The 22,955-nt window shown below is 63.0% G+C and carries 21 protein-coding genes and 1 riboswitch; of the genes, 14 read left to right on the top strand and 7 right to left on the bottom strand.

Annotated features, from left to right (window positions below; all coding sequences use genetic code 11):
- Window positions 1–45 precede the first annotated feature (45 nt).
- The 7 genes from FQ705_RS15000 to FQ705_RS14970 all read left to right on the top strand — a co-directional run bounded on the left by FQ705_RS15000 (window position 46) and on the right by FQ705_RS14970 (window position 9,816).
- On the top strand, window positions 46–1,713 hold the full coding sequence (locus tag FQ705_RS15000) for a TolC family protein (protein ID WP_260854502.1): 1,668 nt from the start codon (window positions 46–48) through the stop codon (window positions 1,711–1,713).
- Entirely contained in the window at window positions 1,694–2,470 is a 777-nt protein-coding gene (locus FQ705_RS14995; RefSeq protein ID WP_144142218.1) for an efflux RND transporter periplasmic adaptor subunit, read from the top strand. The genes FQ705_RS15000 and FQ705_RS14995 overlap by 20 nt, the downstream gene beginning before the upstream one ends.
- Window positions 2,467–3,813, top strand: coding sequence for an efflux RND transporter periplasmic adaptor subunit (locus tag FQ705_RS14990; RefSeq protein WP_144142216.1), 1,347 nt, complete (start codon window positions 2,467–2,469; stop codon window positions 3,811–3,813). The genes FQ705_RS14995 and FQ705_RS14990 overlap by 4 nt, the downstream gene beginning before the upstream one ends.
- Window positions 3,810–5,909, top strand: coding sequence for an HlyD family efflux transporter periplasmic adaptor subunit (locus tag FQ705_RS14985; protein ID WP_222105645.1), 2,100 nt, complete (start codon window positions 3,810–3,812; stop codon window positions 5,907–5,909). Before FQ705_RS14990 ends, FQ705_RS14985 begins: the two co-directional genes overlap by 4 nt.
- A gap of 108 nt (window positions 5,910–6,017) precedes the next feature.
- Window positions 6,018–7,508, top strand: coding sequence for a DUF3300 domain-containing protein (locus FQ705_RS14980; RefSeq protein WP_144142214.1), 1,491 nt, complete (start codon window positions 6,018–6,020; stop codon window positions 7,506–7,508).
- A gap of 83 nt (window positions 7,509–7,591) precedes the next feature.
- A complete protein-coding gene (locus tag FQ705_RS14975) occupies window positions 7,592–8,587 on the top strand; it encodes a DUF2950 domain-containing protein (protein ID WP_144142212.1) in 996 nt (331 codons plus the stop codon).
- 11 nt (window positions 8,588–8,598) lie between these two features.
- The gene (locus FQ705_RS14970) at window positions 8,599–9,816 is read left to right on the top strand and encodes a hypothetical protein (RefSeq protein ID WP_144142210.1); all 1,218 of its coding nucleotides are present in this window, start codon (window positions 8,599–8,601) and stop codon (window positions 9,814–9,816) included.
- A 44-nt stretch (window positions 9,817–9,860) separates the two neighbouring features.
- Here FQ705_RS14970 and FQ705_RS14965 read toward each other — a convergent pair whose 3' ends face one another.
- Entirely contained in the window at window positions 9,861–10,268 is a 408-nt protein-coding gene (locus FQ705_RS14965; protein ID WP_260854501.1) for a hypothetical protein, read from the bottom strand.
- A gap of 38 nt (window positions 10,269–10,306) precedes the next feature.
- Window positions 10,307–10,669, bottom strand: a complete 363-nt coding sequence (locus tag FQ705_RS14960; protein WP_144142208.1) for a response regulator transcription factor — start codon at window positions 10,667–10,669, stop codon at window positions 10,307–10,309.
- Window positions 10,670–10,889: 220 nt separating this feature from the next.
- Here FQ705_RS14960 and FQ705_RS14950 point away from each other — a divergent pair, with 220 nt between their 5' ends.
- The 3 genes from FQ705_RS14950 (at window position 10,890) to FQ705_RS14940 (ending at window position 14,565) form a co-directional block, all read left to right on the top strand.
- Entirely contained in the window at window positions 10,890–11,657 is a 768-nt protein-coding gene (locus FQ705_RS14950; protein ID WP_144142206.1) for a hypothetical protein, read from the top strand.
- Between the two features lie 302 nt (window positions 11,658–11,959).
- Complete coding sequence (locus tag FQ705_RS14945) at window positions 11,960–13,945, top strand: ATP-binding protein (protein WP_144142204.1); 1,986 nt, start codon at window positions 11,960–11,962, stop codon at window positions 13,943–13,945.
- Complete coding sequence (locus tag FQ705_RS14940; protein WP_144142203.1) at window positions 13,942–14,565, top strand: response regulator transcription factor; 624 nt, start codon at window positions 13,942–13,944, stop codon at window positions 14,563–14,565. Before FQ705_RS14945 ends, FQ705_RS14940 begins: the two co-directional genes overlap by 4 nt.
- Window positions 14,566–14,643: 78 nt before the next feature.
- On the opposite strand, the gene FQ705_RS14935 is transcribed toward FQ705_RS14940, so the two are convergent.
- The 5 genes from FQ705_RS14935 to FQ705_RS14915 form a co-directional block, all read right to left on the bottom strand.
- Window positions 14,644–16,308, bottom strand: coding sequence for an ATP-binding protein (locus tag FQ705_RS14935; protein WP_144142201.1), 1,665 nt, complete (start codon window positions 16,306–16,308; stop codon window positions 14,644–14,646).
- Window position 16,309: 1 nt separating this feature from the next.
- Window positions 16,310–17,302 carry an ATP-binding SpoIIE family protein phosphatase gene (locus FQ705_RS14930; RefSeq protein WP_144142199.1) on the bottom strand — a complete coding sequence of 331 codons (993 nt, stop codon included), beginning with the start codon at window positions 17,300–17,302 and terminating at the stop codon, window positions 16,310–16,312.
- Window positions 17,287–17,613 (bottom strand): anti-sigma regulatory factor, encoded by a 327-nt coding sequence (locus FQ705_RS14925; RefSeq protein ID WP_313955669.1) that lies wholly within the window; start codon window positions 17,611–17,613, stop codon window positions 17,287–17,289. The genes FQ705_RS14930 and FQ705_RS14925 overlap by 16 nt, the downstream gene beginning before the upstream one ends.
- A gap of 71 nt (window positions 17,614–17,684) precedes the next feature.
- On the bottom strand, window positions 17,685–18,068 hold the full coding sequence (locus FQ705_RS14920) for an STAS domain-containing protein (RefSeq protein WP_144142195.1): 384 nt from the start codon (window positions 18,066–18,068) through the stop codon (window positions 17,685–17,687).
- Between the two features lies 1 nt (window position 18,069).
- Window positions 18,070–18,939, bottom strand: a complete 870-nt coding sequence (locus FQ705_RS14915; protein ID WP_144142193.1) for an STAS domain-containing protein — start codon at window positions 18,937–18,939, stop codon at window positions 18,070–18,072.
- Window positions 18,940–19,353: 414 nt separating this feature from the next.
- A riboswitch (guanidine-I (ykkC/yxkD leader) is annotated at window positions 19,354–19,463 on the top strand.
- A 58-nt stretch (window positions 19,464–19,521) separates the two neighbouring features.
- Between FQ705_RS14915 and FQ705_RS14910 the strand changes: the two genes are divergently transcribed.
- From FQ705_RS14910 to FQ705_RS14895, 4 genes are read left to right on the top strand one after another with little or no spacing between them, the layout of a single operon-like run.
- The gene (locus FQ705_RS14910; protein ID WP_144142191.1) at window positions 19,522–20,589 is read left to right on the top strand and encodes a putative urea ABC transporter substrate-binding protein; all 1,068 of its coding nucleotides are present in this window, start codon (window positions 19,522–19,524) and stop codon (window positions 20,587–20,589) included.
- A gap of 33 nt (window positions 20,590–20,622) precedes the next feature.
- Window positions 20,623–21,438, top strand: a complete 816-nt coding sequence (locus FQ705_RS14905) for an ABC transporter permease (protein ID WP_144142189.1) — start codon at window positions 20,623–20,625, stop codon at window positions 21,436–21,438.
- Complete coding sequence (locus tag FQ705_RS14900; RefSeq protein WP_144142187.1) at window positions 21,435–22,226, top strand: ABC transporter ATP-binding protein; 792 nt, start codon at window positions 21,435–21,437, stop codon at window positions 22,224–22,226. Before FQ705_RS14905 ends, FQ705_RS14900 begins: the two co-directional genes overlap by 4 nt.
- Before the next feature lie 11 nt (window positions 22,227–22,237).
- Entirely contained in the window at window positions 22,238–22,942 is a 705-nt protein-coding gene (locus FQ705_RS14895) for an urea amidolyase associated protein UAAP1 (protein ID WP_144142186.1), read from the top strand.
- The last annotated feature ends 13 nt before the right edge of the window (window positions 22,943–22,955 follow it).

The raw sequence follows: 22,955 nt of genomic DNA, 5'->3' as shown, positions 1-22,955 counted from the left end.
CGGAAACACCAGGCTCACGTCCTGGGTGCAACGATCACGTGCACCATGCTGGTTTTGACGGGCTGCGCATCGCTTCAGCCCCGCCCGACGACGAAAGACGAAGTTCGTCAACGGGTCGTCGACGATCAGCTCGCGATGTACAGCGCGCAAGAACCCGTTACGGGCCCGATTACGTTCTATGAGGCGGCGGCCCGCGCGCTCAAGTACAACCTCGACTACCGGCTCAAACTGCTCGAAAGCGCACTGGCCTCGAACCTGCGCGATGTCTCGACCAATGAACTGTTGCCGCAGCTGGTCGCCTCGGCGGGTTACTCGGATCGCAGCAACGATTCGGGCGGCACCTCGGTCGGCATCGAGGACCGTCAGGTGACGTTGCGGCCGTCCACCTCCGAACAGCGTTATCACGAGGTCGCCGCACTCGGCATGAGCTGGAATCTGCTCGACTTCGGCGTGGCTTATTACCGCACGCAGCAGAAGGCCGATCAGGTGCTGATGGCGGAAGAGCGGCGCCGCAAGGTCGCGCAAAACGTCCTGCAGGACGTACGCAACGCGTATTGGCGCGCGCTGGCGGCACAGCGCCTCAAGCCGGAAGTGGATCAACTGCTGGCGCGCACCTTCACCGCATTGCGCGCCGCACGCGAAGCCGAGAACAAGGGCCTGCTGCCGAAACAGGAAATTCTCGCGTACCAGCGCGCACTGCTCGACTCCGTCTCGCTGCTGACCATCCGCCGTCAGGATCTCGAATTCGCGCAGTCCGAACTGGCCGCGCTGATGTCCTTGCCGCCCGGCACGCCGCTCGTGCTGGCCGATACGCAGGAAGGCGCGTTGCCGCCGCTTTCGGTGCCCGAGCCGCAACTGGAACAACTGGCTTTGCAGAACCGGCCTGAAATCATGGAAGAGTGGTATCGAAAACGCGTCAACGAAAACGACATCAAGATCGCCAAGACCCAGCTCTGGCCGAACATCGGTATCGATCTGAGCACGAACTACGATTCCAACACTTATCTCTACAACAACCTCTGGTCGGCGGTGGGGGTGCGGGTGTCGATGAACCTGTTCCGGCTGCTGCAGATTCCTTCTTTGAATGCGCAGCAGGACACGCAGACGAAGACCGACGATATGCGCCGGCTCGCGCTGTCGATGGCGATTCTCACGCAAGTGCGGGTCGGCACGCTGCGCTACCGGCTCTCGCTCGAAGAGGTCCAGTTCGCCGACGACAGTCTGCGCGTCGATCGCAGCCTGCTCGACTATGCACAGGCCGCGCACACGACCTCGTTCGGTTCGGAGCTCGAAGTGATTCGCGCTGAAGGTCGTTATCTGTTGTCGCGCTATCAACGCGAGGCCGCGTATTCGGATGCTCAGGCCGCGTGGGGCCGTCTGTACAACTCGATCGGTTTCGACGTGATGCCGGACGCGATCGCCAAAGACGACGTCAAGACGCTCGCGCAGGAAATCGAAAAAACGGTCGACCTGCAGCAGCAACAGGAGCAGCAACTGCCCATGCCGTCGCCCTCACCTTCGCCCTCACCTTCGCCCTCGTCCGATCAGGCGCAACCGGTGACTTTACAGCCCACCTTGCCACCCGCCTCGCAATTTATGCCTGCACTCAGCGCGCAAAGCCAACAGTGGCTGCCGAGCGCCGCCACACATACCAGCCTCGGCCCGCAGATCGCCACACCCAATGGAGGTGGCAATGCGCCTGCTGTCCAGTAAGTCCCGCCATGTCGCGCTCGCTACAGCGCTGTTCCTTTCCGTCACCGCCGCTCACGCCGCGAAACCCGCAGGCAGCGGCGACAGCTTCGACGACCCCAACGCGATTCGCGTGCTCCTTGCGCCGAACCTCGAGACCACCCTGTCGAGCCAGATGAACGGCACGATCACCGATCTGCGCGCGACGCTGGGCAAACCCTTCGCGCGCAATGCCGTGCTCGCCCTGCTCAATTGCGCCGAAGTGCAGGCGCGCACCGATGTCGCCAAGGCGGAATTGAACATGGCGCGGCAGAACCTCACGGCCAAACGCAGTCTGCGCGAACTGAAGGCGGCCGGCGACATCGAGGTCGCCATGTCCGCCACCGAGGTCGAGAAAGCACAGGGCGCGCTGTCGCTCGCCAACGCGCAACTCGGCTATTGCCGCGTGATCGCACCGTTCAGCGGACACGTGGCGAAGGTTTACGTGAAGCCTTATCAGACGGTGAGCGCCGGCACGCCGATCGTCGACCTCGTCGGCGACGGCGCGCTCAAGGTGCGGCTCAACGTGCCCTCCTCGCTTCTGGTGAAGCTGAAGCCGAACGCCCATCTCGACATCACGATTCACGAAACCGGCAAGACTTATCCCGCGCATGTCAGTGCGGTGAATTCCCGTGTCGATGCGGTAGCGCAAACGGTCGAACTCGAAGCGCAACTCGACGGCGATCATCCCGAACTGGTTGCCGGCATGAGCGGCACGGCTCGTTTCCCGCCCGCGCAATGAACGAAGCGCTTCCTCATCCCCAATTGCTGCTGTATCTGGATGCGTTGCGCGATCGCGCACTGGCGGCGGATTCGTTGAATACGCTGGCGTTTTCGATCGCCAACGACCCCTACTCGCTACTCAATTACCGTCAGGCGCTCGTGTTCGCCGAACACGGCAAGCGCTTCGAGTTGCTGTGTATTTCCGGGCTCGCCAAACCGACCGAAGACTCGCCTTACCTCGTCTGGCTGCAGCGCGCGGTTCGCTGGCTGGCGTCGCAACTCGAAGGCCGCGAGCCGCAGTGGCTCGCGCGCGATGCGGCGGAGCCGCCGCCCGATATCGCGGACGGCTGGTCCGAATGGTGGCCGGCGGGACTCTGGTGCGTGCCCATTCACGAGCCGAACGGCAAACGGCTCGGCCTGCTGTTGACGCTGCTCGATGAGCGCCCGGCTGAAACGCTCGCGCCGACCCTGCGCGGGGTCGTGCAGACCTGGGGCTATTGCTGGAACGCATTGGTCCGGCAACGCCGTCCGCTGCGTTGGCGGCCGACGCGTCGTCAGAGCGCCGGCGCGCTGGCCGCCGCCGCGATCCTGCTGCTGATTCCAGTGCGGCAGACCGTACTCGCGCCCGCCGAGATCGTATCGAGCGACGCGCGCATCATCAGTTCGCCGATCGACGGCGTCGTCGAACGCATGGCGGTGCGTCCAAACCAGGCCGTGAAAGCAGGCACGCTGCTGTTCTCGCTCGACGAAACCTCGTTGCGAAGCCGCGTCGAAGTGCTCAGCCGACAGGTCGCCGTCGCCGACGCCGAACTGATGGCGGCGAGCCAACGTGCCTTCGACAATCCGCAGAGCAAGAACGAATTGACCGTGCTGAACGGCACGGCCGAACAACGCCGTGCCGAACTCGCGGCCGTCACTGCACAACTGAAGCGCACGCAGGTATTCGCGCCCGAAGCGGGCGTCGCAGTGTTCGGCGACCCCAACGACTGGATCGGCAAACCCGTCGTCACCGGCGAACGTATTCTGCAACTGGCCGATCCCAACAAGCCGGCGATCCTGATTCAGCTGGCCGTGGCCGACGCCATCGCGCTGGAACCCGGCGCCGAGGTGACGCTTTATCTCACCGCTTACCCACTCGCACCGCTGCACGGACGCATTCTCGAAACCAGTTATCAGGCGAAGGCCAGCGAAGACGGCATCGTCGCGTACCGGTTGCTGGCAAGCGTGGACGGCGACGGCCAACGCGACCAGGCGCGCCTCGGCCTGCACGGCACGGCGAAGCTCTACGGCAAACGCGTCACGCTGGCCTATTTTCTGTTGCGCCGGCCGCTCGCTACCTTCCGCGCGTGGAGCGGACTGTGATCGCGTTCGACCCCCAGGTGCCCTCGCCCGCGCTGCGTGACGACCTGCGTCTGGGCGAAGCGGCGAGCGGCAAGGATGGCGAGCCGTCGTGGATGATCCAGGATACGGTGCTGAACCGCTTCTACCGGGTTGGCTGGCTCGAGTTCGAATGCCTGATCCGCTGGGACAAACCGCCCGCGCAGATCTGCAAGGAAATCGGCGAGCAGACCGCCTTGCGGCCCGAGCTGGAACAGATTCTCGATTTCCGCAGCTTTCTCGAACAGCACGAACTGCTCAGGGCGACGCCCGAGCGGCTGGCGCGCCTGCAACAACGCGACCGCAGCGGCGGCTGGTTGACGTGGCGCTGGTGGTTGCATCACTACCTGTTCTTTCGCATTCCGCTGGTGCGGCCACAGCGCTTCCTGGGACGGCTGGTGAAGTGGCTCGACTGGCTCTTTACGCCCGTCACGCCGATTGTCGTCGTGCTGCTCGGTCTGCTTGGCATCGTGCTCGTGCTGCAGCAGTGGGACACCTTCACGAGCGCTGTCGTCGAATCGTTTTCGACCGACGGTCTGATCAGCTTCGCGGCTGCGCTGGTGGTCGCCAAGACGTTGCACGAGCTGGCGCATGCGCTTGTCGCGACGCGGCTCGGTCTGCGGGTCGCCCATATGGGCATCGCGTTCGTCGTACTCTGGCCGATGCTTTATACCGACACCGGCGAAAGCTGGAAGCTGCGCAGTTCGCGCCAGCGTCTGGCGATCGCCTCGGCGGGCATTCTCTGCGAACTGTCGCTCGCCGGGCTGGCCACGCTCGGTTGGGCCTTGAGCGATCCCGGCCCGCTACGCAATGCGCTGCTGTATCTGGCGACGACCAGCTGGGTGCTGTCGCTGGGCCTGAACGCGAGTCCGTTCATGCGCTTCGACGGCTACTTCATTCTGTCCGATCTGCTCGATTTTCCGAATCTGCATCTGCGAGCCTCGGCTCTGGCGCGTGTGGCCATCCGTCGCGTGCTGCTCGGCCTCGACGAAGACTGGCCCGAGCCGTTCAGCGCTGCGCAGCGCCGCATGCTCGTCGCGTTCGAATTCGTGACCTGGCTTTACCGGCTGGTTCTGTTTCTCGGCATTGCTGTCACGGTCTATCTGTTCTTCTTTAAACTTCTCGGCATCTTCCTGTTCGTGGTCGAGGTCAGCTGGTTCGTGATGATGCCCGTCGTGCGCGAGTTGCAATACTGGTGGGCCAATCGCAGGCGCATCCGGCCGGATCGCAAACTGCTGCTTGGCGTGACGGCGGCGGCGTTCCTGTTGTTGATCGCGATACCCTGGCGCACTCAGGTTCATGCGGAAGGCGTGGCGCGCACCGAGCGGCAACTGCGCGTCTTCGTGCCCTTTCCGGCGCGGATCAGGACGATTCATCCGGTCGGCCTCGTGCAGGCCGACGACACGCTGATGATCATGGAAGAACCCGATATCGCTTCGCACGTACAAGGCAGCGAGGCCGGCGTGCGCGGTTACGAGGCGCGCCTTGCGGGATTGATCGCGGACACCGGCGGCCTCGAGCAGCAGGCGGCGACACGCGAGCGTCTACGGGTTCAGTACGAGGAAGCCCAGGCGGCCCGTTCGGAGATCGCCCGGCTGATCCTGCACGCGCCGTTCGCCGGCCGCTGGATGGATGTCGATCCGCAATGGCAGGCGGGCCAATGGATCAATCCGAAAGAACCGGTCGGCGTGCTGGTGGATCCGAGCCGCTGGCAAGTCGATGCCTACGTCAAACAGGACGACGTGCAACGTCTCGCCGCCGGCGATGCCGCGCGCTTCTATCCGATTGGGCAGGCCGCGCCGATTGCGGGCCACGTGGTTGCAATCGACTCGACTCGCGTGCGCGTGCTGCCTCATCCGATGCTGGCCTCGCGCTACAAGGGCCCCGTCACGGTGGCCGCCGATCGCGATGCGCTAATCCCGAATCCGCCCATGTTCCACGTGCTCGTTCAACTCGATCATGCCCCGCCCGGTCTATGGGAAACCCGCGGGCAACTGCAGATCGACGGCAACCGCCGCAGTCTGTTGATCGAGGGCGGCACGCACCTGGTCGCCGCGTTGGTTCGCGAGAGCGGATTCTGAATGAAGCCGGTTTAGGCACAGTCGTATGGAAATAACCGGGTGAACGAACTAAAGTTCCAAGAGGCCGACGGCCGCCACGTACGAGCGTCAAAACAAGGGGAACACGATATGACAAGGGTCGCCGCAATTGCTGGCCGGATTGCCGCAAGTGTTTTCACCACGAGCCTCAGGAGTGTCGCGATTCTGGCGCTCACCGCTGCGTCCTATGGTGGCGCGCAGAGCTTCGCGCAGACACCGCCACCGGCGCCCGCACCCGCGAATGCCGCGCCGGCCGCGCCCAAACTCGATGCGCAGCAACTGGACGCGTTGACCGCGCCGATTGCCGCGTATCCCGATGCGTTGCTCGCCCAGGTCCTGATGGCGACGACCTTTCCCGACGACGTCGCCGCTGCGGCGGCGTGGTCGAAGGACCATCCCCAGGTGAAGGGCGATGATGCGGTGAAGGCGGTATCGAGCATGCCGTGGGACCCGAGCGTGCAGTCGCTGGTGGCATTTCCACAAGCGCTCGCCACGATGGCCCAGAATCCCAACTGGGTCGATGCCATCGGCCAGGCTTTCCTCGCCCAGTCCAGCGACGTGATGGACTCGGTGCAGCGTCTGCGGCAAGCGGCCTATAAAGCCGGCAACCTGAAGACCTCCGAGCAGCAGAAGGTGGAAGTGCAACCGGCCAATAACACGATTGTCATCCAGCCGGCCAATCCCCAGGTCGTGTACGTCCCGACCTATAACCCCACGACCTTTTATGGACCGTGGCCGTACGCGGCCTACCCGCCGACTTATCTGCCGCCGCCTCCCGGCTACGCCATCGGAACCGCACTCGCCACGGGACTTGCGTTCGGCGCCGGTATCGCCATCACCAATTCATTGTGGGGTGGCTGCGACTGGGGGCGTCATGACGTGAATGTGAACGTCAATCGCTACAACAATATCAACGTCAATCACCGCATCGACGCCAACCGCTCGACCTCCAACTGGGATCGCAGCAACGCGATCAACAACCGCTCGCGCATGCAGGCGAACGGTAATCGTCCGGGTGGCATCAACGGACGCCCCGGCGGTCCAGGCGGTGGAGCCGACCGAAGCGCATATCGTGGTCGCGACAACGCGCAACGCGATCAGGCCCGGCAGACGCTGAGCCAGCGCACCGGGCAGAATATGTCGGGTTCCGCTAACGACCGCGTCAACAACATCCGACAGGGCGGCGGTGCGAAGCCCGGCGCGGGCGGCAATCGCGGCGCGGGTGCGCGTGCCGGCGGCGGCGCGGCGGGCGCCAACCGCGCGGAAGTGGGCAATCGTGCGCAGGGTCTCAACCGGGACAATGCGTTACGCGACGCCGGCAATGGCAACGCGAGCCGCCAAAGCATCCAGCGCGGCCAGCAAAGCCGCGCCGAAGCGGGCTCGCGTGGCAGCGGCGCCATGAGCAATGCGCGGCAGAACAATGCGGGCGGCGCTCGCGCAGCGGCCGCGAATCACTCGGGCGGCGGACGTGCTGCCGGTGGCGGCGGTGGGATGGGCGGTGGTGGTGGACGCGGCGGCGGCCTCGGTGGCGGCGGCGGAGGACGTGGCGGCGGCGGTGGCGGTGGGCATCGGCGCCATTAGACGATGCTTCGCGCACGTGTCGCCCGTTCGCCGTGTGCGCCGCGATATCCACTTTCACCCCGTAATGAAGCAAGGAGCGCTACATGATCCGGTTTGCGCAATTGTTCTCTCATCGTCCTGCCGCTTCATTTGAGCGGCCACGCGAGTACAGCGCGGCAGCTCGGTTGGCCGTCCCGCGTGTTTCATCCATCGCGCTGCGCCTTGCCATGCTTGGCGCGTTATCGATCGCGTCCGGCCAGAGCAGCGCACAGGCGGTTTATCCGACGCCTGACGCAGCGGGCGACGCGTTGCAGCAGGCGCTCGCCACGCACGACCCCGACGCACTCGCGAAAGTGCTGGGCGCGGACTACAAACAGTTCATTCCGATTGCGTCGATCGACATGGACGACGTGTACACCTTCCTCTCGGCGTACGCGAAGCACCACGAGATCGTCGACGACGGCAAGGGCACCGCGCATCTGCAGGCAGGCGACTCGGGCTGGACGCTGCCAGTCCCGATCAAACAGACGAAAGCGGGCTGGCATTTCGACGTCCACCAGGCGCGTAACGAACTGGCGATTCGCCGCATTGGCCGCAACGAACTCGCGGCGATGCAGACAGTGCTCGCGATCGGCGACGCGCAACGCGACTTCGCCAAGGCCAAGGGCGAGACGGTCTACGCGCAGCGCTTCATCAGTCATCCGGGCCAGCAGGATGGGCTGTACTGGCCGAGCGCCGAAGGCGAACCCGAGAGTCCGCTAGGCGACCTCGCTTCGGTGATGGACCCGACCGCGCCGCCCAATCAGGCGTATCACGGTTATCACTACCGTATCCTGAGTGGCCAGGGGCCGCACGCGCCGGGCGGTGCGCACAGCTATCTCGAAGGCGGCAAGATGAGCGGCGGCTATGCCGTCATCGCCTGGCCCGCAGACTACGGACAGACCGGCGTGATGAGCTTCATCAGCTCAAGCGACGGCAAGGTCTATCAGCAGGACCTCGGGCCGCAGTCGGCGGCCGCGGCGGCACGCATCCGCGTGTACGACCCGGGCCCCGGCTGGCAAGCCGTGCCGGATGCGCAACTGGCCGGTGACCAGAACTAGCCGGGCGCGCGATGTCCACCAGCGAAGAACAGGATTCCGGCGCGGCGGGCGCAGCAGCCTATCCGTCCGGAATCGATCCATCGCTGGTGCGCGACGACCCCGGTTTTCGTCTGCAGCGCCGCCTCGGTCTGATTCCCCGCGTGGGCATGGGCACCGCGCGCCGCGCGCTCATCTTCGCGGCGGTCTGCTGGCTGCCCATCGTCGTTTGGGCCGCGCTGACCGGCCGTGCGTCCGGCAGCCAGCACGGCGATGCCTTGCTGGCCCATTTCGGCGTGCATGTCCGCTGTCTGGTGGCAATTCCCGTGCTCGTCATCGCGGAAGGCATGGCGCAGAAGACCGTGCCGCGCTTTCTGCGCTACTTCGTCGAATCGGGACTCGTGCCCGAGGACAAGTTGCAAGCGTTCCGCGAACTCATCGTCAGCTTCGTGCGCGTCAGGAATCACGCTTTGCCGTGGGTGCTGATCGCCGGCATCGTGATCGCGTGGACCACCGCGGGCGCCGTGCGCAACCAGATCGACGACGTGATCTGGCCGAGCGGGCCCGGTGACACGTCGAGCGCCATCACCTTCGGCGGCTGGTGGTTCATCCTGGTGGTGCGTCCGCTGTTCACGGCGCTGCTGCTGGCGTGGCTATGGCGTGCGTGCCTCGTGTTCGTGCTGTTCTTCAAGCTGTCGCGATTCCCGCTGGCCTACGTTCCCGTCCATCCCGATCGCCTCGCCGGCGCGGGTTTTGTCGAGCGCTTCGCGTTCATTTTCAGTCCGGTGGCGTTCGCCGTCTCGACGGTCGTGGCGGCCTCGTTCGCGCACGACGTCATGTATCACGGCGTCAGCGTCGCCGATATCAAAGACGAGTTGATCGCCACCGCCGTCCTGCTGACCGTGATCTTTCTGGCGCCGTTCACACCGTTCGTCGTCGCCCTCGGCAAGGTCAAACGCGATGCCATGTTCAGCTATGGGAGTCTGGTCGGCCATCACGGCCGGCTCGTGCACCGGCGCTGGATCCTGAAAGAAGACGTGGGTTCGCCAGAGATTCTGGACGCGCCCGAACTAGGTCCGGTCGCGGACGTGCAAGCCGTCTACGGCGCAATCAAAAGCATGCGCCGGATGCCGATCGGTAAGCTGGGCCTCGCTGCGATCGTCGTGCCGGCCGCCTTGCCCATGCTGATCGTCGCCGCCACGCAACTGCCGTTGGAAAGCATCGTGGCGAAAGTGCTCGAAACGCTGATCTGATGGATGATTAAGCCGCGACGCCCGCTCTTCATGCATGCACGCGCTCAGTGTGGCGCGCATCGCTGCGCCTCAGGATGTGCCGCCGTGGAAGACGCTGCGTGCTGATAAACACGTGTGCGCTCCGCGGCCACGAGCGCGGTTTTTTTCTTCTGCGTTGGGCGGGTATAGCGCGGGTCGCCCAAGGCCAGAACGTAGTCGGCAAAGCGGCGTCTCCTGAAACGCAGGAAGAAATCAGAACCCGGCATCCCGCAATCCAGTGCGAGCAGCACGCCGTAGTCGCAGACTTCGAGGTCTTCGAGTTCTTTTGCTGCCGCTTCGAGCACGTCGTAGCGTTCGGCAATCGGCATGCGCGCCGGCAACAGCGCGTGTAGCCGCTGATACGGCAAGACGGTGCGATTGCGCGCGGTTTGCCGCAGTGCGATGACCAAGCGCTCCACCAGATTCGAGTCCATATGCGCTCCAAAGGAAACCCGGGATGAGAGGCGTCACCTCACGGCAAACCCCGTATCGCTTCGCGTACGGCGGCCACCAGGGCATGGCCCAGAAATGGCTTGATCAGCAACGCGTGCGGCCCCGCCCTTCGCACGGCCTCGCGCGTGGCGGGGTTGTCGAAAGCGGTGACGAACACCGCCGGCGGTCGTGGCGGACGCAGCGTTTCATAGAAGGCGGGACCTGACAGCCCCGGCAACTGAACGTCGAGGATCAGACAACATGCCGATGAAGCACTCTCGAGTACGTCCGGCTCTTCCGCACTCGCGAACGAGCGTGTGTCGAATCCCGATACGCTCAGCAAACGCTCGACAGCGCGCCGCAAGCTGACATCGTCTTCGAGGATCATGATCAGGTTCGGCATCTCATCCCTACGGGCGACCCGCTTGCCAGTGCCAATTTTTCGCACAGCCGCAGGTCGAGCACCATAGGTATTTCGGGCAATCCAGTTGCCCCTTCGGGCAATATTACATAAGGTCGAGGCCGGCGAATTGCCCCGAGTCCCTATGTCGGGATTACAACGTGTGTATGACACTGAGCGAAGCAGGCCTCGCGAGTGAACCGAACATCCAAAGGAGCGGCGAATGGCGCAACTGATAAGACATCCGATCATCCTGTTTTTTGTCGCATTCGTGGTGATGTCGTTCGCCGCGTGGATCGGGAGCACCGCTCTGCGAGCGCGCGTCCATCTCGACGAAGACACGCGCGACGACTTCAAGATCGTGCAGTCGGCCACGCTGACGTTGCTCGCCCTGGTCATCGGGTTCAGTCTGTCGATGGCGGTGGGACGCTACGATCAGCGAAAAAATTACGAGGAAGAAGAAGCCAATGCAATCGGAACCGAGTTCGTTCGTGCCGATCTGCTGCCCGCCAGTGCGGCCGCTGCAATCCGTGCGGACCTCACTCGGTATCTCGAGTTGCGAATCGACTACTATCAGACCCGCGACCTGCAACGCGTCGAGCAGATCGATGCCGCAACCGCCGATTTGCAGAACAAGTTGTGGGCGGCCGCCACGGGCGGTGCCACTGCACAGCCGAACCCGGTCACCGCGCTGGCAGTCGCGGGCATGAACGACGTCATCAACACGCAGGGCTACACCCAGGCGGCGTGGTGGAACCGAATCCCCGTGGCTGCATGGATTCTGATGATCGTCGTTGGTATTTTCAGCAATTTGCTGGTGGGATACGGCGTGAAAAACGCCGCGGCTAAAAACCGCTTTTTGCTGATCATGCCTTTGACCGTGTCGCTTTCATTCATGTTGATTGCGGATATCGATAGTCCGCGCAACGGCATTATCCGGGTCGTGCCGCAGAATCTGATCAGCACTATGCAATCGCTGCCAAAACAATAGCGGCTCGCCGCCGACGCGAAAGCAATTCGTGAGCCAGTTGCATCGCGCATGGTCGAACGCCTCGCCTCGTCTTCTCCTGTCTTGTCGAATGGCCATTACGCGGCATGCGAATTTCGCGATTCAATTCGCATGCAGGAGCATGGCCACTCGATTCATCGTCTCCCATTGCGCATTGAGCAACGTATTCATTGGGCTGAAGTTGCTTAATCAGTAGTGTTTATTGGACTTTTTTCCTACAAAATACTTTCTGCCCATAGGATGCTCTGGCATAGTGACTGCGACGCCCAGTTCTCGCAGAATCTATGAACGAGCAACGCAGTTCGAGGAACGATGCGACTAGCCGCCGCGCGCCGCTTGCGATTGCGCGTGCCTATGCCATGCGCTACCTGTTTGCCGCGTTGGCAGTACTCGGGCTATCCGCAGGCGCCTGCGAGGCGCATCCCTGGCGCGTCGTGATTCTGCCCGGTGCGGACTCTTCGCAGCCGGCTGCCCAGGAGCAGGTTCGCGCAATACGCAGTGCTATTTCTGCTGCTGCGCCGGACGGGGTGGAGTTCTACACCGATCCGCTCGACGATCTCCGGTTCGACGCTGCAGACCTGATGCCCAGCTTTCTCGCGCTGATGAAGAGAAAGTACGAGCACAGACCGGTCGATATCGTGATCGGCCTGGGTGACTTTGCGCTGGACTTCACGAAGCAATATCACGACGAGATCTGGCCGGCCGCGCCGGTGGTGATTTCCAGTGTCGGCGATTCACGTCAACACGACATTCCCTCGGGATTTATTTACGTGCCGATGCATTTCGACCTGGACGGCACCCTCGCGCTGGCGGAGACGCTGCAGCCCAAAGCGCGACGTCTCGTGGTCGTGTCGGGCGCGGCGAACGTCGACCTTCGGGCTGCGCAACGGGCCGCCGATACGGCGCGCGCACGCAAATCCCATCCGTGGACCGTGGACGAATGGAGCGGCCTGACCGTGGCCGAACTACAGCGCCGGCTCGCCGCACTCGAACGCGATACCGCCGTGCTCTACACGACGATGTATCGCGACCGCAACGGCCGCACTTATTTTCCCTATGACGTCGTCGCGCCGATGGCAAAGAGTTCCGGCGCGCCGATCTACGGCTGGTACCCAACCTATCTCGGCCATGGCCTGGCGGCGGGCTCGGTGGCTAGCGTCGAGACCAACGGCCGCGTCGTCGGCGAACTGGCCCGCTCGATTCTGCTCGGCAAGGCGCCGCGTCAGGACGCCATGGCTTCCTCTGGCGCGTCCCGGTGTGTCGCGGACGTCGGCGTGATCGAAAGGCTGGGGCTGCGCGCCGACCTTTTGCCCGAAGGCTGCGAGTTGATCGACGTGCCGCCCACGCTGTGGCGTGAGTATCGGATCGTCGTGCTGATTGCAGTCGCGGTTGTCCTGCTGCAGGCGTTGACCATTGCGGCGCTGCTCTGGGAGCGCCGGCAACGCCGCATCGCCGAAGATAAAGCCACCGAGCGCCTCGGGGAGCTGACGCGCGCGGGGCGGTTCGCGCTGGCGGGCGAACTCAGTGCATCGATCGCACATGAAGTCGGACAGCCGCTAGGCGCGATTCTGAGCAACGCCGACGCGGCCGGCCTGATGCTCAGAGACGAACCCGAGGTCGGCGAACTCCACTCGATTCTCGGCGACATACGCCGTGACGCGTTGCGCGCGAACCAGGTGGTCCAGCGACTCAGAGCGCTGCTGCAGAAGCACACGGTCAAGCTCAACCCGCTCGACCTGAACTCGACTTTCGACGAAGCGCTGGCATTGCTCAACCTCGAAGCGAGGCGGCGGCGCATCGTCATTGAATCGCATTTGGCGGCGATCGATACGCTCGTGCTGGGTGACCGCGTGCAATTGCAGCAGGTGCTGCTCAATCTCGCGATCAATGCAATGGATGCGATGGAAGACACGCCAGCCGCGAACCGCATCGTGTCGATTTCCACGCGCGTGGCGGGACAAGGCTATGAGTTGTCGGTTGCCGACTGCGGACACGGCATTCCCGTGGGTACCGGCCCGCGTCTGTTCGACTCGCTATATACGACGAAACCGCACGGCATGGGCCTCGGACTCTCGATCGTCCGCACTATCGTGATGACTCACGGCGGACATGTCTCGGCCTCGGCTCGCGAGGGCGGCGGCAGTCTGTTCAAAGTCTGGCTTCCCTCACTGCCGAAGCGCGCGATGGCGGGCGCTCGACTCGAGCTTGATAAGCGCGCTGAAAAGGCTACATTTGAAACGCGGCCTGAACCACAAGGAGGACACCCGTGAGCGATCACACCGAAGCTGTCATCCATGTCGTTGACGACGACGACGCGCTGCGCGTCGCGCTGACGCGGTTGCTGAGCCACGCGGGCTTCACGGCAAAGGGTTACGCGAGCGCCGGTGACTTTCTCGTCGCACCTTCTGACGCCGCAGTCGGGTGTCTGCTGCTCGATCTTGAACTCCCCGGACCGGACGGTCTGGATTTGCAGCGCGCGTTGCAGCGTATGGGCAACCCGATGCCGGTGGTGTTCATCAGCGCGCATCAGGACATTCCCAGGACTGTCATGGCGATGAAGGCGGGGGCGCGCGATTTTCTCGTCAAGCCGATCGAGGCGCAGGCACTCTTCGCCGCGATTGAAAGTGCGCTGGCCTCGGCCAACGTCGAGCTTTTCGCGGAGGACGCCGTCAGTTCGACCGACGGCATCGATCTAAGCGCGCGCGAGCAGGTTGTGCTGCGTGGCGTTGTCGCCGGGCGTCTCAACAAACAGATCGCCGCGGAACTGGACTTGAGCGAGCGCACCATCAAATCCTGCCGGGCCGATCTCATGCACAAGTTTCACGCCCACTCGCTTGCCGACCTCGTGAGACTGGCTGCACCGGTCATGCGCGCTCAGGCGCAGGTCTGACACACGTGCCGCGAAGGGCGAGCGCAGTGCCCACGCCCGACGGCGTCGAACGTTGTAGCCATGAGGTCCCTGCGCAAATTACTCGTCGAGCGTCGACAAAAAAGCCATAAAGTCGCCGATCAGGAGGGGTTTGGCAAAATAATGATCGAAGCCTGCCTGAGCGGCGCTGCTTCGGTAATCGGCGCTGGAGTAACCACTCAACGCAACCAGCGTCAGGCAAGCCGAAACAGGCTGCCTGCGTAATGCCGCCGCCACGTCGAACCCCGGCATATCCGGCAAGCCGAGGTCGATCACTCCGACGGTCGGGCTGAATGTCTTCGCCAGTGACAAGGCGCTGCCACCGTCGTAAGCGACAGCGCACTCGTAGCCGTGCAAATCCAGAAGTGCCGCCAATGCGTCCGCCGAATCCTTGTTGTCGTCGACGATCAGCACCCTCTGCTCGCCGTTTCCGACCCGCTGGGGAACATCCGGCAACGTCTGCGCGACTTCCTCGTCGACGATCGGCAACGCGACGACAATACGGCTACCCATGCCCACTCCCTCGCTAAACGCGGTAACCGACCCGCCATGATCTCTGACGAGCCGCTGCACCACGGTCAGCCCTATGCCCAACCCGGCGTCCTGACGTCCGATCGAAGTCGAGGCCTGAGCAAACAGATCGAACACGCGCGGCAGCATCGAGGAGTCGATTCCTACCCCGCGATCGATCACCGCGATGTGCACGTCGTTGCCCACACGCTCAGCCTGTATGTGAATCACGTCGGGCTGCAACGTATAACGCGCGGCATTGTGGATGATGTTGTTGAAAACCTGCTTCAGGCGCGCGACATCGACTCGTACGGAGACCGGTTCGTGCGGGTAGTCGACCTGAATTCTGTGACCTCGGCGGTTGACCTCCGCCAGCGACATTTCGATCCCGCCGTCGATCAGCGCGGCGATCGAGGCGACTTCGGTTTGCAACTCCACCTTGCCTCGCGTGATGCGGGACACGTCCAGCAGATCGTTGACCATCCTGGACAATTGCGCGGTTTGCCGTCCGATCACGGCGAACGTCTGCTCGCGCGGGTCGGCCGCACTGGCTTGCGCCAACTCGAGTGACAGCGAGATCGCCGCCAGCGGATTTCGCAACTCGTGCGCCAGCATGGCCAGAAACTCGTTTTTTCGTGTGTCGGCTTCTTCGAGTTCAGCCTTCTTTCGACGCAACTCTTCGAGTGTAAGTAGCATCTCGCGGTTTTGCTGCTCGAGTTCCTCAACCGGCGTTTGCGGTTTGCGTCGGGTCAGTTGCTCGACGCGAGCACTGAGCTCCCGTCCCGACAGGCGTGCCGTGCCTCGCGCCAGAAAAATTTCCAGTGTGACCGTGGTGCCCTTGCCGGCCTCGGACTGAATGAAGAAGCCGTCCATCATGCGCCGGCTGCCGGGAATGCCGACGCCCACTTCGCCGGAGCGGCCGGGATAATCGCCGAGCAACTCGTCGAGATTGGCGATGCCAGGCCCGTTGTCGCTGATCTGCGCGATCACGCACTGGGTGTCGTCCACATCGGTGGCATCGCCGACGAGAAAGGTCAGCGTGCCGCCGCCCGCGAACTGAATCGTATTGCGCGCGATCTCCGAGACGGCCGTAATGAAGCGCGTGCGCTGCACGTTGTCGAGGCCGAACAGTTCGCCGATCTGACGCGAGCGGTCGCGGATGGCGACGAGGCTCAGGTTCGTACTGATCGGCGTCGAAAGGATTCGGTGACGCATGTCAGGAGGCCTTGACGACGACGATCGTTGCATCGTCCGCGTCGCGTCCGAAGTCGCGATGCAGGACGTTGGCGATCAGGCTCGGATGCCGGTCCGTGAGACCGGGGTGACGATTGAGGTTCCAGCGCGTAGAAAGCCCGTCGGTTGTCGCGATGTAGACACTGCCTTTTCGCCAGGCAACCTCGGTGGGACGAACGGTACGCATGTTATAGCCGACGGTGCCGTCCGTCGAAATCAGATGCTGAGTGTCGTCGCCCGACGCGACGATCGCAACGATATTGCCCACACCGGCATACTGCATGAGCGCACTGTCCGTGTCGAACATCGCGATCGCCATCACGGCACCGCGTGTCGTCTTGATGCCCTGATGGGCCGCTCGCAGCACATCGGCGGGCTTATCGTCCGGGTTTGCCTGCTGGACGATCTGGATGGCACGATTCGACGCCTCGGCAGCCAGCGGGCCATGGCCAAGCCCGTCGAGCAGAGTGATCCATAGATGTTTGCCGACATACCGCGCGCTCCATGCGTCGCCACACACATCCTGTCCCAGTTTCGGCGCTGACTTCGCGCCGATCTGGAAAGCGCAGGAAGCCACGTCGCGCGTACCTGCAATTCGCGCAATCAACGCGGTGCCGTTGCCGGGTACCGAGTAGATATCGAACAGGGTCGAATGTCGTGCGATGGTGCCGAGTCCGGCTCCCAGACTTCCACCGGTGGAAAACCCGTCGGTGCGTGCCGAGCTCACGTTGGCGATACCGGGTCCGCGATCGAGCGCAACGACTTCGAGGCCTTGGGAGGCGCCCTCCTGGTAACTCCTGAGCGTGATTTCGCCCCGCCCTGCGTACTTGAGAATATTGGTCGCGGCCTCGGTCACGATGAGTGCGGCGTCAGCCTGAAGCTTCTCCGATAAACCCAGTACATGAGCCATGTGTATCGCACGCCGACGAACATCTGCGACGCCGCTTTTTTCTGCCAGGCTTAGCGTCGCTTCCATTGAACAATACTCACTCTGGTGCCCTGTCCTACTGTTGATGTGATGTCGAACTCGTTGACGAGCCGTCGCGCGCCGCCCAGTCCCAAGCCCATGCTTTTTGCTGTGCTGAAACCATCTTCGAGCGCGCGCTCGATGTCGGGAATGCCAGGGCCGGCGTCTTCGAAAACGAGTTTGATGCCAGTCCGGCCACCTTGATTGACCTCTTCGATCGTGAGCGTCCCGCCTCGACCGTGAACCAGCGTGTTGCGAGCCAGTTCGCTCGCCGCGGTGACGAATTTGGTCCGTTCGAGCGTGCCGAACGCCAGGCGCACAGCCCAGTCCTGGACCGTTTTCCGAGCAAGGTTGACCTGGTCGCCTGACCGGATGTCCAGTACGACTTCGCTTACCTTAACGATGGCGGTTCTCCCGCGTCGTCCATCGATGCGCGCAGTAAAGCCATGCCTTTGTCGACATCGAGCGCGGTACGGATCCCATGCAGCGACATGCCGAGTTCGACCAGCGTGATCGCCACGGCAGGACGCATGCCTACGAGGACCGTCGTGGCGTCCATGACGCGCGCCATCGCCGCGATATGGCCGAGTGTGCGTCCAATGAAAGAATCGACGATCTCCAGCGCGGAAATATCGATCAGAACGCCGCGTGCGCGCGTACTTTCGATACGCGAGGTCAGGTCGTCCTGAAGGTTCAGCACCAATTCGTCATGGAGCTCGACCTGAATCGACACCAGCAGAAATTCGCCGAGCTTGAGAATTGGAATCTGTTCCATCTCAGTTGTCCTGCTTCAGAGCCGAAATCTTGCCGACCGCGAGGCCTACGCGTTTCAAGGCGACCTTGAGCGCCTCGGCGAGCGTGGCCTTCGTCACCACATCGCCCAGATCGACGCCTAGGTGCACGATGGTCTGCGCAATCTGCGGACGGATACCGCTGATGATGCATTCCGCGCCCATGAGGCGGGCGGCGGCGACCGTTTTGAGCAGGTGTTGCGCCACCAGCGTGTCGACCGTCGGTACACCGGTGATATCGATGATGGCAATCGCGGCTTCGTTCTCGACGATCGAGTCGAGCAGACTTTCCATCACGACCTGCGTGCGCTCGCTGTCGAGCGTACCGATCAGGGGCAGCGCCACGATCGAATCCCACAGGCGCACCACCGGCGTGGTCAGGTCGAGCAATTCCTGTTGCTGGCGTTCGATGATTTCCTGGCGGGTGGCCTGATAAGCCTCGACCGTAAGCAGGCCGAGTTGGTCGAGCGTTTGCGTCAGCTTCCAGAGTTCGTCGACCAGACCGGCGGAATCTTTACCGAAATCTTTGCGCAGCACGTCAAACAGCGGTTTCTTCAGCGAGAAAATGAAGGTCGCGGTCTCTGCCGGCGAAAACCCCTGGATCACGCGCTCGCGCGACAAGGCGGTCAGATGAGCGCGTAGTGGTTCCCACGCATCGCCGTCCAGTTGTTCGTCGTAGTCACTTTTTACCGCTTTTGCAAAAGCGGAAAGAAATGCACGCGACGATTCTTTCAACTCGCCCGCCGAAATCACGCCTTGCCGCGAAGCGCCTGCCAACTGTCCTTCAACCCATGCCGCCAAAATCGTATTTTCATTCTTTTCAAGAATGTTCGCCAAATCGGTCTGATCGCTCAATGTTCGCTCCTGAATGGGTTCACGCGCTATCTAACAAGTGCCATATCATACAACGGGGTGATTTTCAGAAGCAGCGGTTCCTCACGGCATTGGGGATTTCTCTGATCGCACGACTGGCCAGCATACACGTTCAGGCACATGCGCAGCGTCGCGCGCCGCCGCGCAGGAATCGAGCTTCGTGACGGCCGCCATCGCCTTCCTTGAACGTCGGAGGCGAACGGAAACCGCAACCCTAACCAGTGCACCCGCGCACCACAAACAGGCGCGTTAGCCTCGCGCCGCCGCATCATCACGCCAGCGTGTCTGCGTTTTCAGCGCCCAGTAAGGCCACACGCCATCCGACCCCGGTGGCACGCTTCTCGCTTAGAGAACAGCCAGGAGCCGGCGCCACATCCGGTTTAGTAGTCACAATTTGCAATGGACGGCTAGGGTTCCGGTCCGCATCGCGTTAAGCGATGCAGATGCTGGTCCGAGAGCTGTCGACCTCAGGCGAGGTTACACGGCGGGATAAAAGCCCGGGAGAGAACGCGATTCGTCGCGCCGCTCCTACCGTCGATAACCCGCCATCTCGAGGTCAACCTCATGCGCAAGTTCCGTCTGTTCGCCGCTGCCGTCACCGCTCTCTCCGTTTTCGCCTCCACCCCCTCGTTCGCCGCCGGACGCACCGACTTCAAAGTCTGCTGGACGATCTACGCCGGCTGGATGCCGTGGGGCGAAGCGAAAACCCAGGGCATCGTGTCGAAGTGGGCGAAAAAATACGGCATCAATGTCGATGTCGTGCAACTCAACGACTACGTCGAGTCGATCAACCAGTACACCGCCGGCAAGTTCGACGGCTGCGCGATGACCAACATGGACGCGCTGACGATCCCCGCCACCGGCGGCGTCGACTCCACCGCGCTGATCATCAGCGACTATTCGAACGGCAACGACGGCGTGCTCATCAAGGGCAGCGGCAAGAAGGTCGCGGACCTCAAGGGCCAACAGGTCAACCTCGTCGAGTTCTCCGTGTCGCATTACCTGCTCGCCCGCGCGCTCGAATCGGCCGGTCTGAGCGAGCGCGACCTGAAGGTGGTCAACACCTCGGACGCCGACATCTCCGCCGCCTTCGCGACTCCCACGGTCAAGGACGCCGTCACGTGGAATCCGATGCTGGCCGATCTGAAGGCCAAGCCGAACGTCACCGAAGTCTTCGACTCCAGCAAGATCCCCGGCGAAATCATGGACATGATGGTCGTGAACACGAAGACGCTCAACGAGAATCCGGCGCTAGGCAAAGCATTGACCGGCGCGTGGTTTGAAATGGTCGCGCTGATGCACACGGACAGCGCCACCAGCAAAACCGCGTTGACTTCGATGGCGAAGGCTTCCGGCACCGACCTCGCGGGCTTCAAGGGTCAACTCTCGACCACCGCCCTCTTCTACACACCGAAAGCCGCGCTCGACTTCGCCACCAGCCCGACCCTGCCGCAGACCATGACGCGCGTGGCCAGATTTTCCTTCGATCACGGCCTGCTCGGCCAAGGCGCGCCTGACGCAAACGCGGTCGGCATGGCTTTCGATAAAGGCGTGATCGTCGGCAGCAAAAGCAACGTGAAGCTGCGCTTCGATCCGACCTACGTGCGCATGGCCGCGGACGGCAAGCTCTAATTCCCACGCTCCAGAAATACCAGGCGGTACGTCATGCGACTCATCAATCGATACCCCGGGCGAAGCGCTGCCCTGATGCTGCTGCTCATGCCATTCATCGTGCTGGTCGCGGTCTATTTCACGGGTTCGACGCTGCGGCTGGCGGCGAATCCCGAAGACAAGCTGCTGCCCAGTGCGACGCAAATGAGCGACGCCATCAAACAGTTCGCCTTCACCGAGGACAAACGCACCGGAGAACATCTGCTGTGGGCCGATACGGCGTCCAGTCTGCGGCGACTCGGCATCGGGCTGGTGGTGAGCGCGGCGATCGCGCTGACAGCGGGTCTGCTGACGGGCAGCATTCCGCTCGTCACGGCAACGTTTTCGCCGTTCATCACCGTGATCTCGATGATTCCGCCGCTCGCGGTGTTGCCGATCCTGTTCATCGTGTTCGGGCTGGATGAACTGTCGAAGGTCGTGCTGATCGTGATCGGCATTACGCCCATGATGATCCGCGACCTGCAGCAGCGCGCCCGCGAAATCCCCGACGAACTCTGGGTGAAAGCGCAGACATTGGGCGCGACCAGCTGGACTTTGATGCTGCGTGTGATCGTGCCGCAACTCTTGCCGCGCCTGCTGGTGGCGTTGCGTCTGTCGCTGTGCTCGGCGTGGCTGTTCCTGATCGCCGCCGAAGCGATCGCATCGACCGACGGCCTCGGTTATCGCATCTTCCTCGTGCGCCGTTACCTGGCGATGGACGTGATCCTGCCGTACGTCATGTGGATCACGCTGCTTGCCTGGCTGATGGACGAAGCACTGCGGCGTCTCACGAAAGCGATGTTCCCCTGGTACGGCGGAGGCGCGCGATGATCGAAGTCCGCAACGTCTGGAAGGAATACGGCGAACAGGTCGTGCTGGAGCGCCTCGACCTGCGCATCGAACAGGGAGAATTCTGTTCGATGGTCGGTGCGTCGGGCTGCGGCAAGTCGACGTTTTTGCGCCTGCTGCTCGGTCAGGAACGCGTCACGCGCGGCGCGATCCTGCTCGACGGCCAGCCCTTGCCCGGTGAACCGGACGCCCATCGCGGCGTGGTGTTTCAGCGCTATTCGGTGTTCGAGCATCTGAGTGTGATGCGCAACGTTCTGCTCGGGCTCGAACTGCCGCACGCGAAACTCACCGGGCGTCTGTTCGGCGCACGTCGGCGAGCCGCGCAAGACGAAGCCGTCGCGATGCTCGAACGCGTGGGCCTCGGCGTCGCGCTCGACAAGTATCCGCATCAGTTGTCCGGCGGCATGCAGCAACGTCTGGCGATCGCGCAAGCACTGGTGATGAAGCCACGCGTGCTGCTGCTCGACGAACCGTTCGGCGCGCTCGATCCCGGCATCCGTAAAGACATGCAGGATCTGCTGCTGGCCCTGTGGCGCGAGACGGGGCTCACGATCTTCATGGTCACGCACGATCTGAAGGAAGGCTTTGCGCTCGGCAGCCGCGTGCTCGTGTTCGACAAGGTGCGGGTCGATCCCCAGGCGCCGCACGCTTATGGCGCACGCATCACCTACAACATTCCGCTCGATCACAGTCGCGCTTCGACGTCGTCCCTTCACCTGGCGCAGGCCGTGGTGCAAGGCGCGTCACGTGCCGACACGGTCGCGGCTTAAGGAACTCCGACATGAATCTGCTACTGGAAGAAACCATCCCGGGCGGCGGCCACGCGTCGCTCATCGTCAAACGCGGGCAGTCGTTGCGCGTCACCGATCTGCGCGGCGGCGCCAACGTCAGCGTGATGATGGTCAACGCGCAGGAAAAAAGCGAACGCCTGAATCTGCCCGATACGCTGAAGTGCCAGCACACCGCGAAACTGACTAGCGGGCACTGTCTCTACTCGGACATGGGCCGCGTTCTTGCAGCCGTTGTCGCCGACACGTGCGGCTGGCACGACACGCTCACGGGTGTCTCCAACGCGGAAGAAGTCTTCGAGAAATACGGTGCGGGCCGCTATCAGGAACTGCGCAACGCCTTCTTTCGCAATGGCACCGACAACCTGCTCGTCGAACTCGGCAAGTGGGGACTCGGCCTGCCCGATCTGCTGATGACGCTGAACCTGTTCAGCCGTGTCGACGTGACCGAGGCGGGCATGCTGAGTTTCGTGCCGGGCAATTCGAAGGCCGGCGACTACGTCGAGTTGTACGCGCCGATGAATACGCTCGTCGTGCTGACCGCGATCCAGCATCCGCTCGATCCCAATCCGGACTACGCGCCGAAGCCGGTCAAGCTCAGCCTGCAGGCCACGGACCCGCAAGTCGCGGAAATCTGTCGAACCTCATGCGACGAAAACGTCCGTGGCTTCATCAACACCGAACGCTTCTTTCTTTGAACGGAGACGCCAG

Source organism: Paraburkholderia sp. BCC1884, assembly GCF_900996225.1.
Taxonomy (GTDB): Bacteria; Pseudomonadota; Gammaproteobacteria; order Burkholderiales; family Burkholderiaceae; genus Paraburkholderia.
Note: the sequence above shows the minus strand (reverse complement) of the source record. Positions and strands in the feature narration are given on the sequence as shown.

Excerpts from the sequence above, each read along its gene's own strand:
- FQ705_RS14945 (WP_144142204.1), top strand. The coding sequence starts at position 11,960 with ATGAACGAGCAACGCAGTTCGAGGAACGATGCGACTAGCCGCCGCGCG.
- FQ705_RS14970 (WP_144142210.1), top strand. The coding sequence starts at position 8,599 with ATGTCCACCAGCGAAGAACAGGATTCCGGCGCGGCGGGCGCAGCAGCC.
- FQ705_RS14995 (WP_144142218.1), top strand. The coding sequence starts at position 1,694 with ATGCGCCTGCTGTCCAGTAAGTCCCGCCATGTCGCGCTCGCTACAGCG.
- FQ705_RS14900 (WP_144142187.1), top strand. The coding sequence starts at position 21,435 with ATGATCGAAGTCCGCAACGTCTGGAAGGAATACGGCGAACAGGTCGTG.
- FQ705_RS14960 (WP_144142208.1), bottom strand. The coding sequence starts at position 10,669 with ATGCCGAACCTGATCATGATCCTCGAAGACGATGTCAGCTTGCGGCGC.
- FQ705_RS14965 (WP_260854501.1), bottom strand. The coding sequence starts at position 10,268 with ATGGACTCGAATCTGGTGGAGCGCTTGGTCATCGCACTGCGGCAAACC.
- FQ705_RS14905 (WP_144142189.1), top strand. The coding sequence starts at position 20,623 with ATGCGACTCATCAATCGATACCCCGGGCGAAGCGCTGCCCTGATGCTG.
- FQ705_RS14975 (WP_144142212.1), top strand. The coding sequence starts at position 7,592 with ATGATCCGGTTTGCGCAATTGTTCTCTCATCGTCCTGCCGCTTCATTT.
- FQ705_RS15000 (WP_260854502.1), top strand. The coding sequence starts at position 46 with ATGCTGGTTTTGACGGGCTGCGCATCGCTTCAGCCCCGCCCGACGACG.
- FQ705_RS14930 (WP_144142199.1), bottom strand. The coding sequence starts at position 17,302 with ATGGAAGCGACGCTAAGCCTGGCAGAAAAAAGCGGCGTCGCAGATGTT.
- FQ705_RS14980 (WP_144142214.1), top strand. The coding sequence starts at position 6,018 with ATGACAAGGGTCGCCGCAATTGCTGGCCGGATTGCCGCAAGTGTTTTC.
- FQ705_RS14920 (WP_144142195.1), bottom strand. The coding sequence starts at position 18,068 with ATGGAACAGATTCCAATTCTCAAGCTCGGCGAATTTCTGCTGGTGTCG.
- FQ705_RS14910 (WP_144142191.1), top strand. The coding sequence starts at position 19,522 with ATGCGCAAGTTCCGTCTGTTCGCCGCTGCCGTCACCGCTCTCTCCGTT.
- FQ705_RS14895 (WP_144142186.1), top strand. The coding sequence starts at position 22,238 with ATGAATCTGCTACTGGAAGAAACCATCCCGGGCGGCGGCCACGCGTCG.
- FQ705_RS14950 (WP_144142206.1), top strand. The coding sequence starts at position 10,890 with ATGGCGCAACTGATAAGACATCCGATCATCCTGTTTTTTGTCGCATTC.
- FQ705_RS14990 (WP_144142216.1), top strand. The coding sequence starts at position 2,467 with ATGAACGAAGCGCTTCCTCATCCCCAATTGCTGCTGTATCTGGATGCG.
- FQ705_RS14935 (WP_144142201.1), bottom strand. The coding sequence starts at position 16,308 with ATGCGTCACCGAATCCTTTCGACGCCGATCAGTACGAACCTGAGCCTC.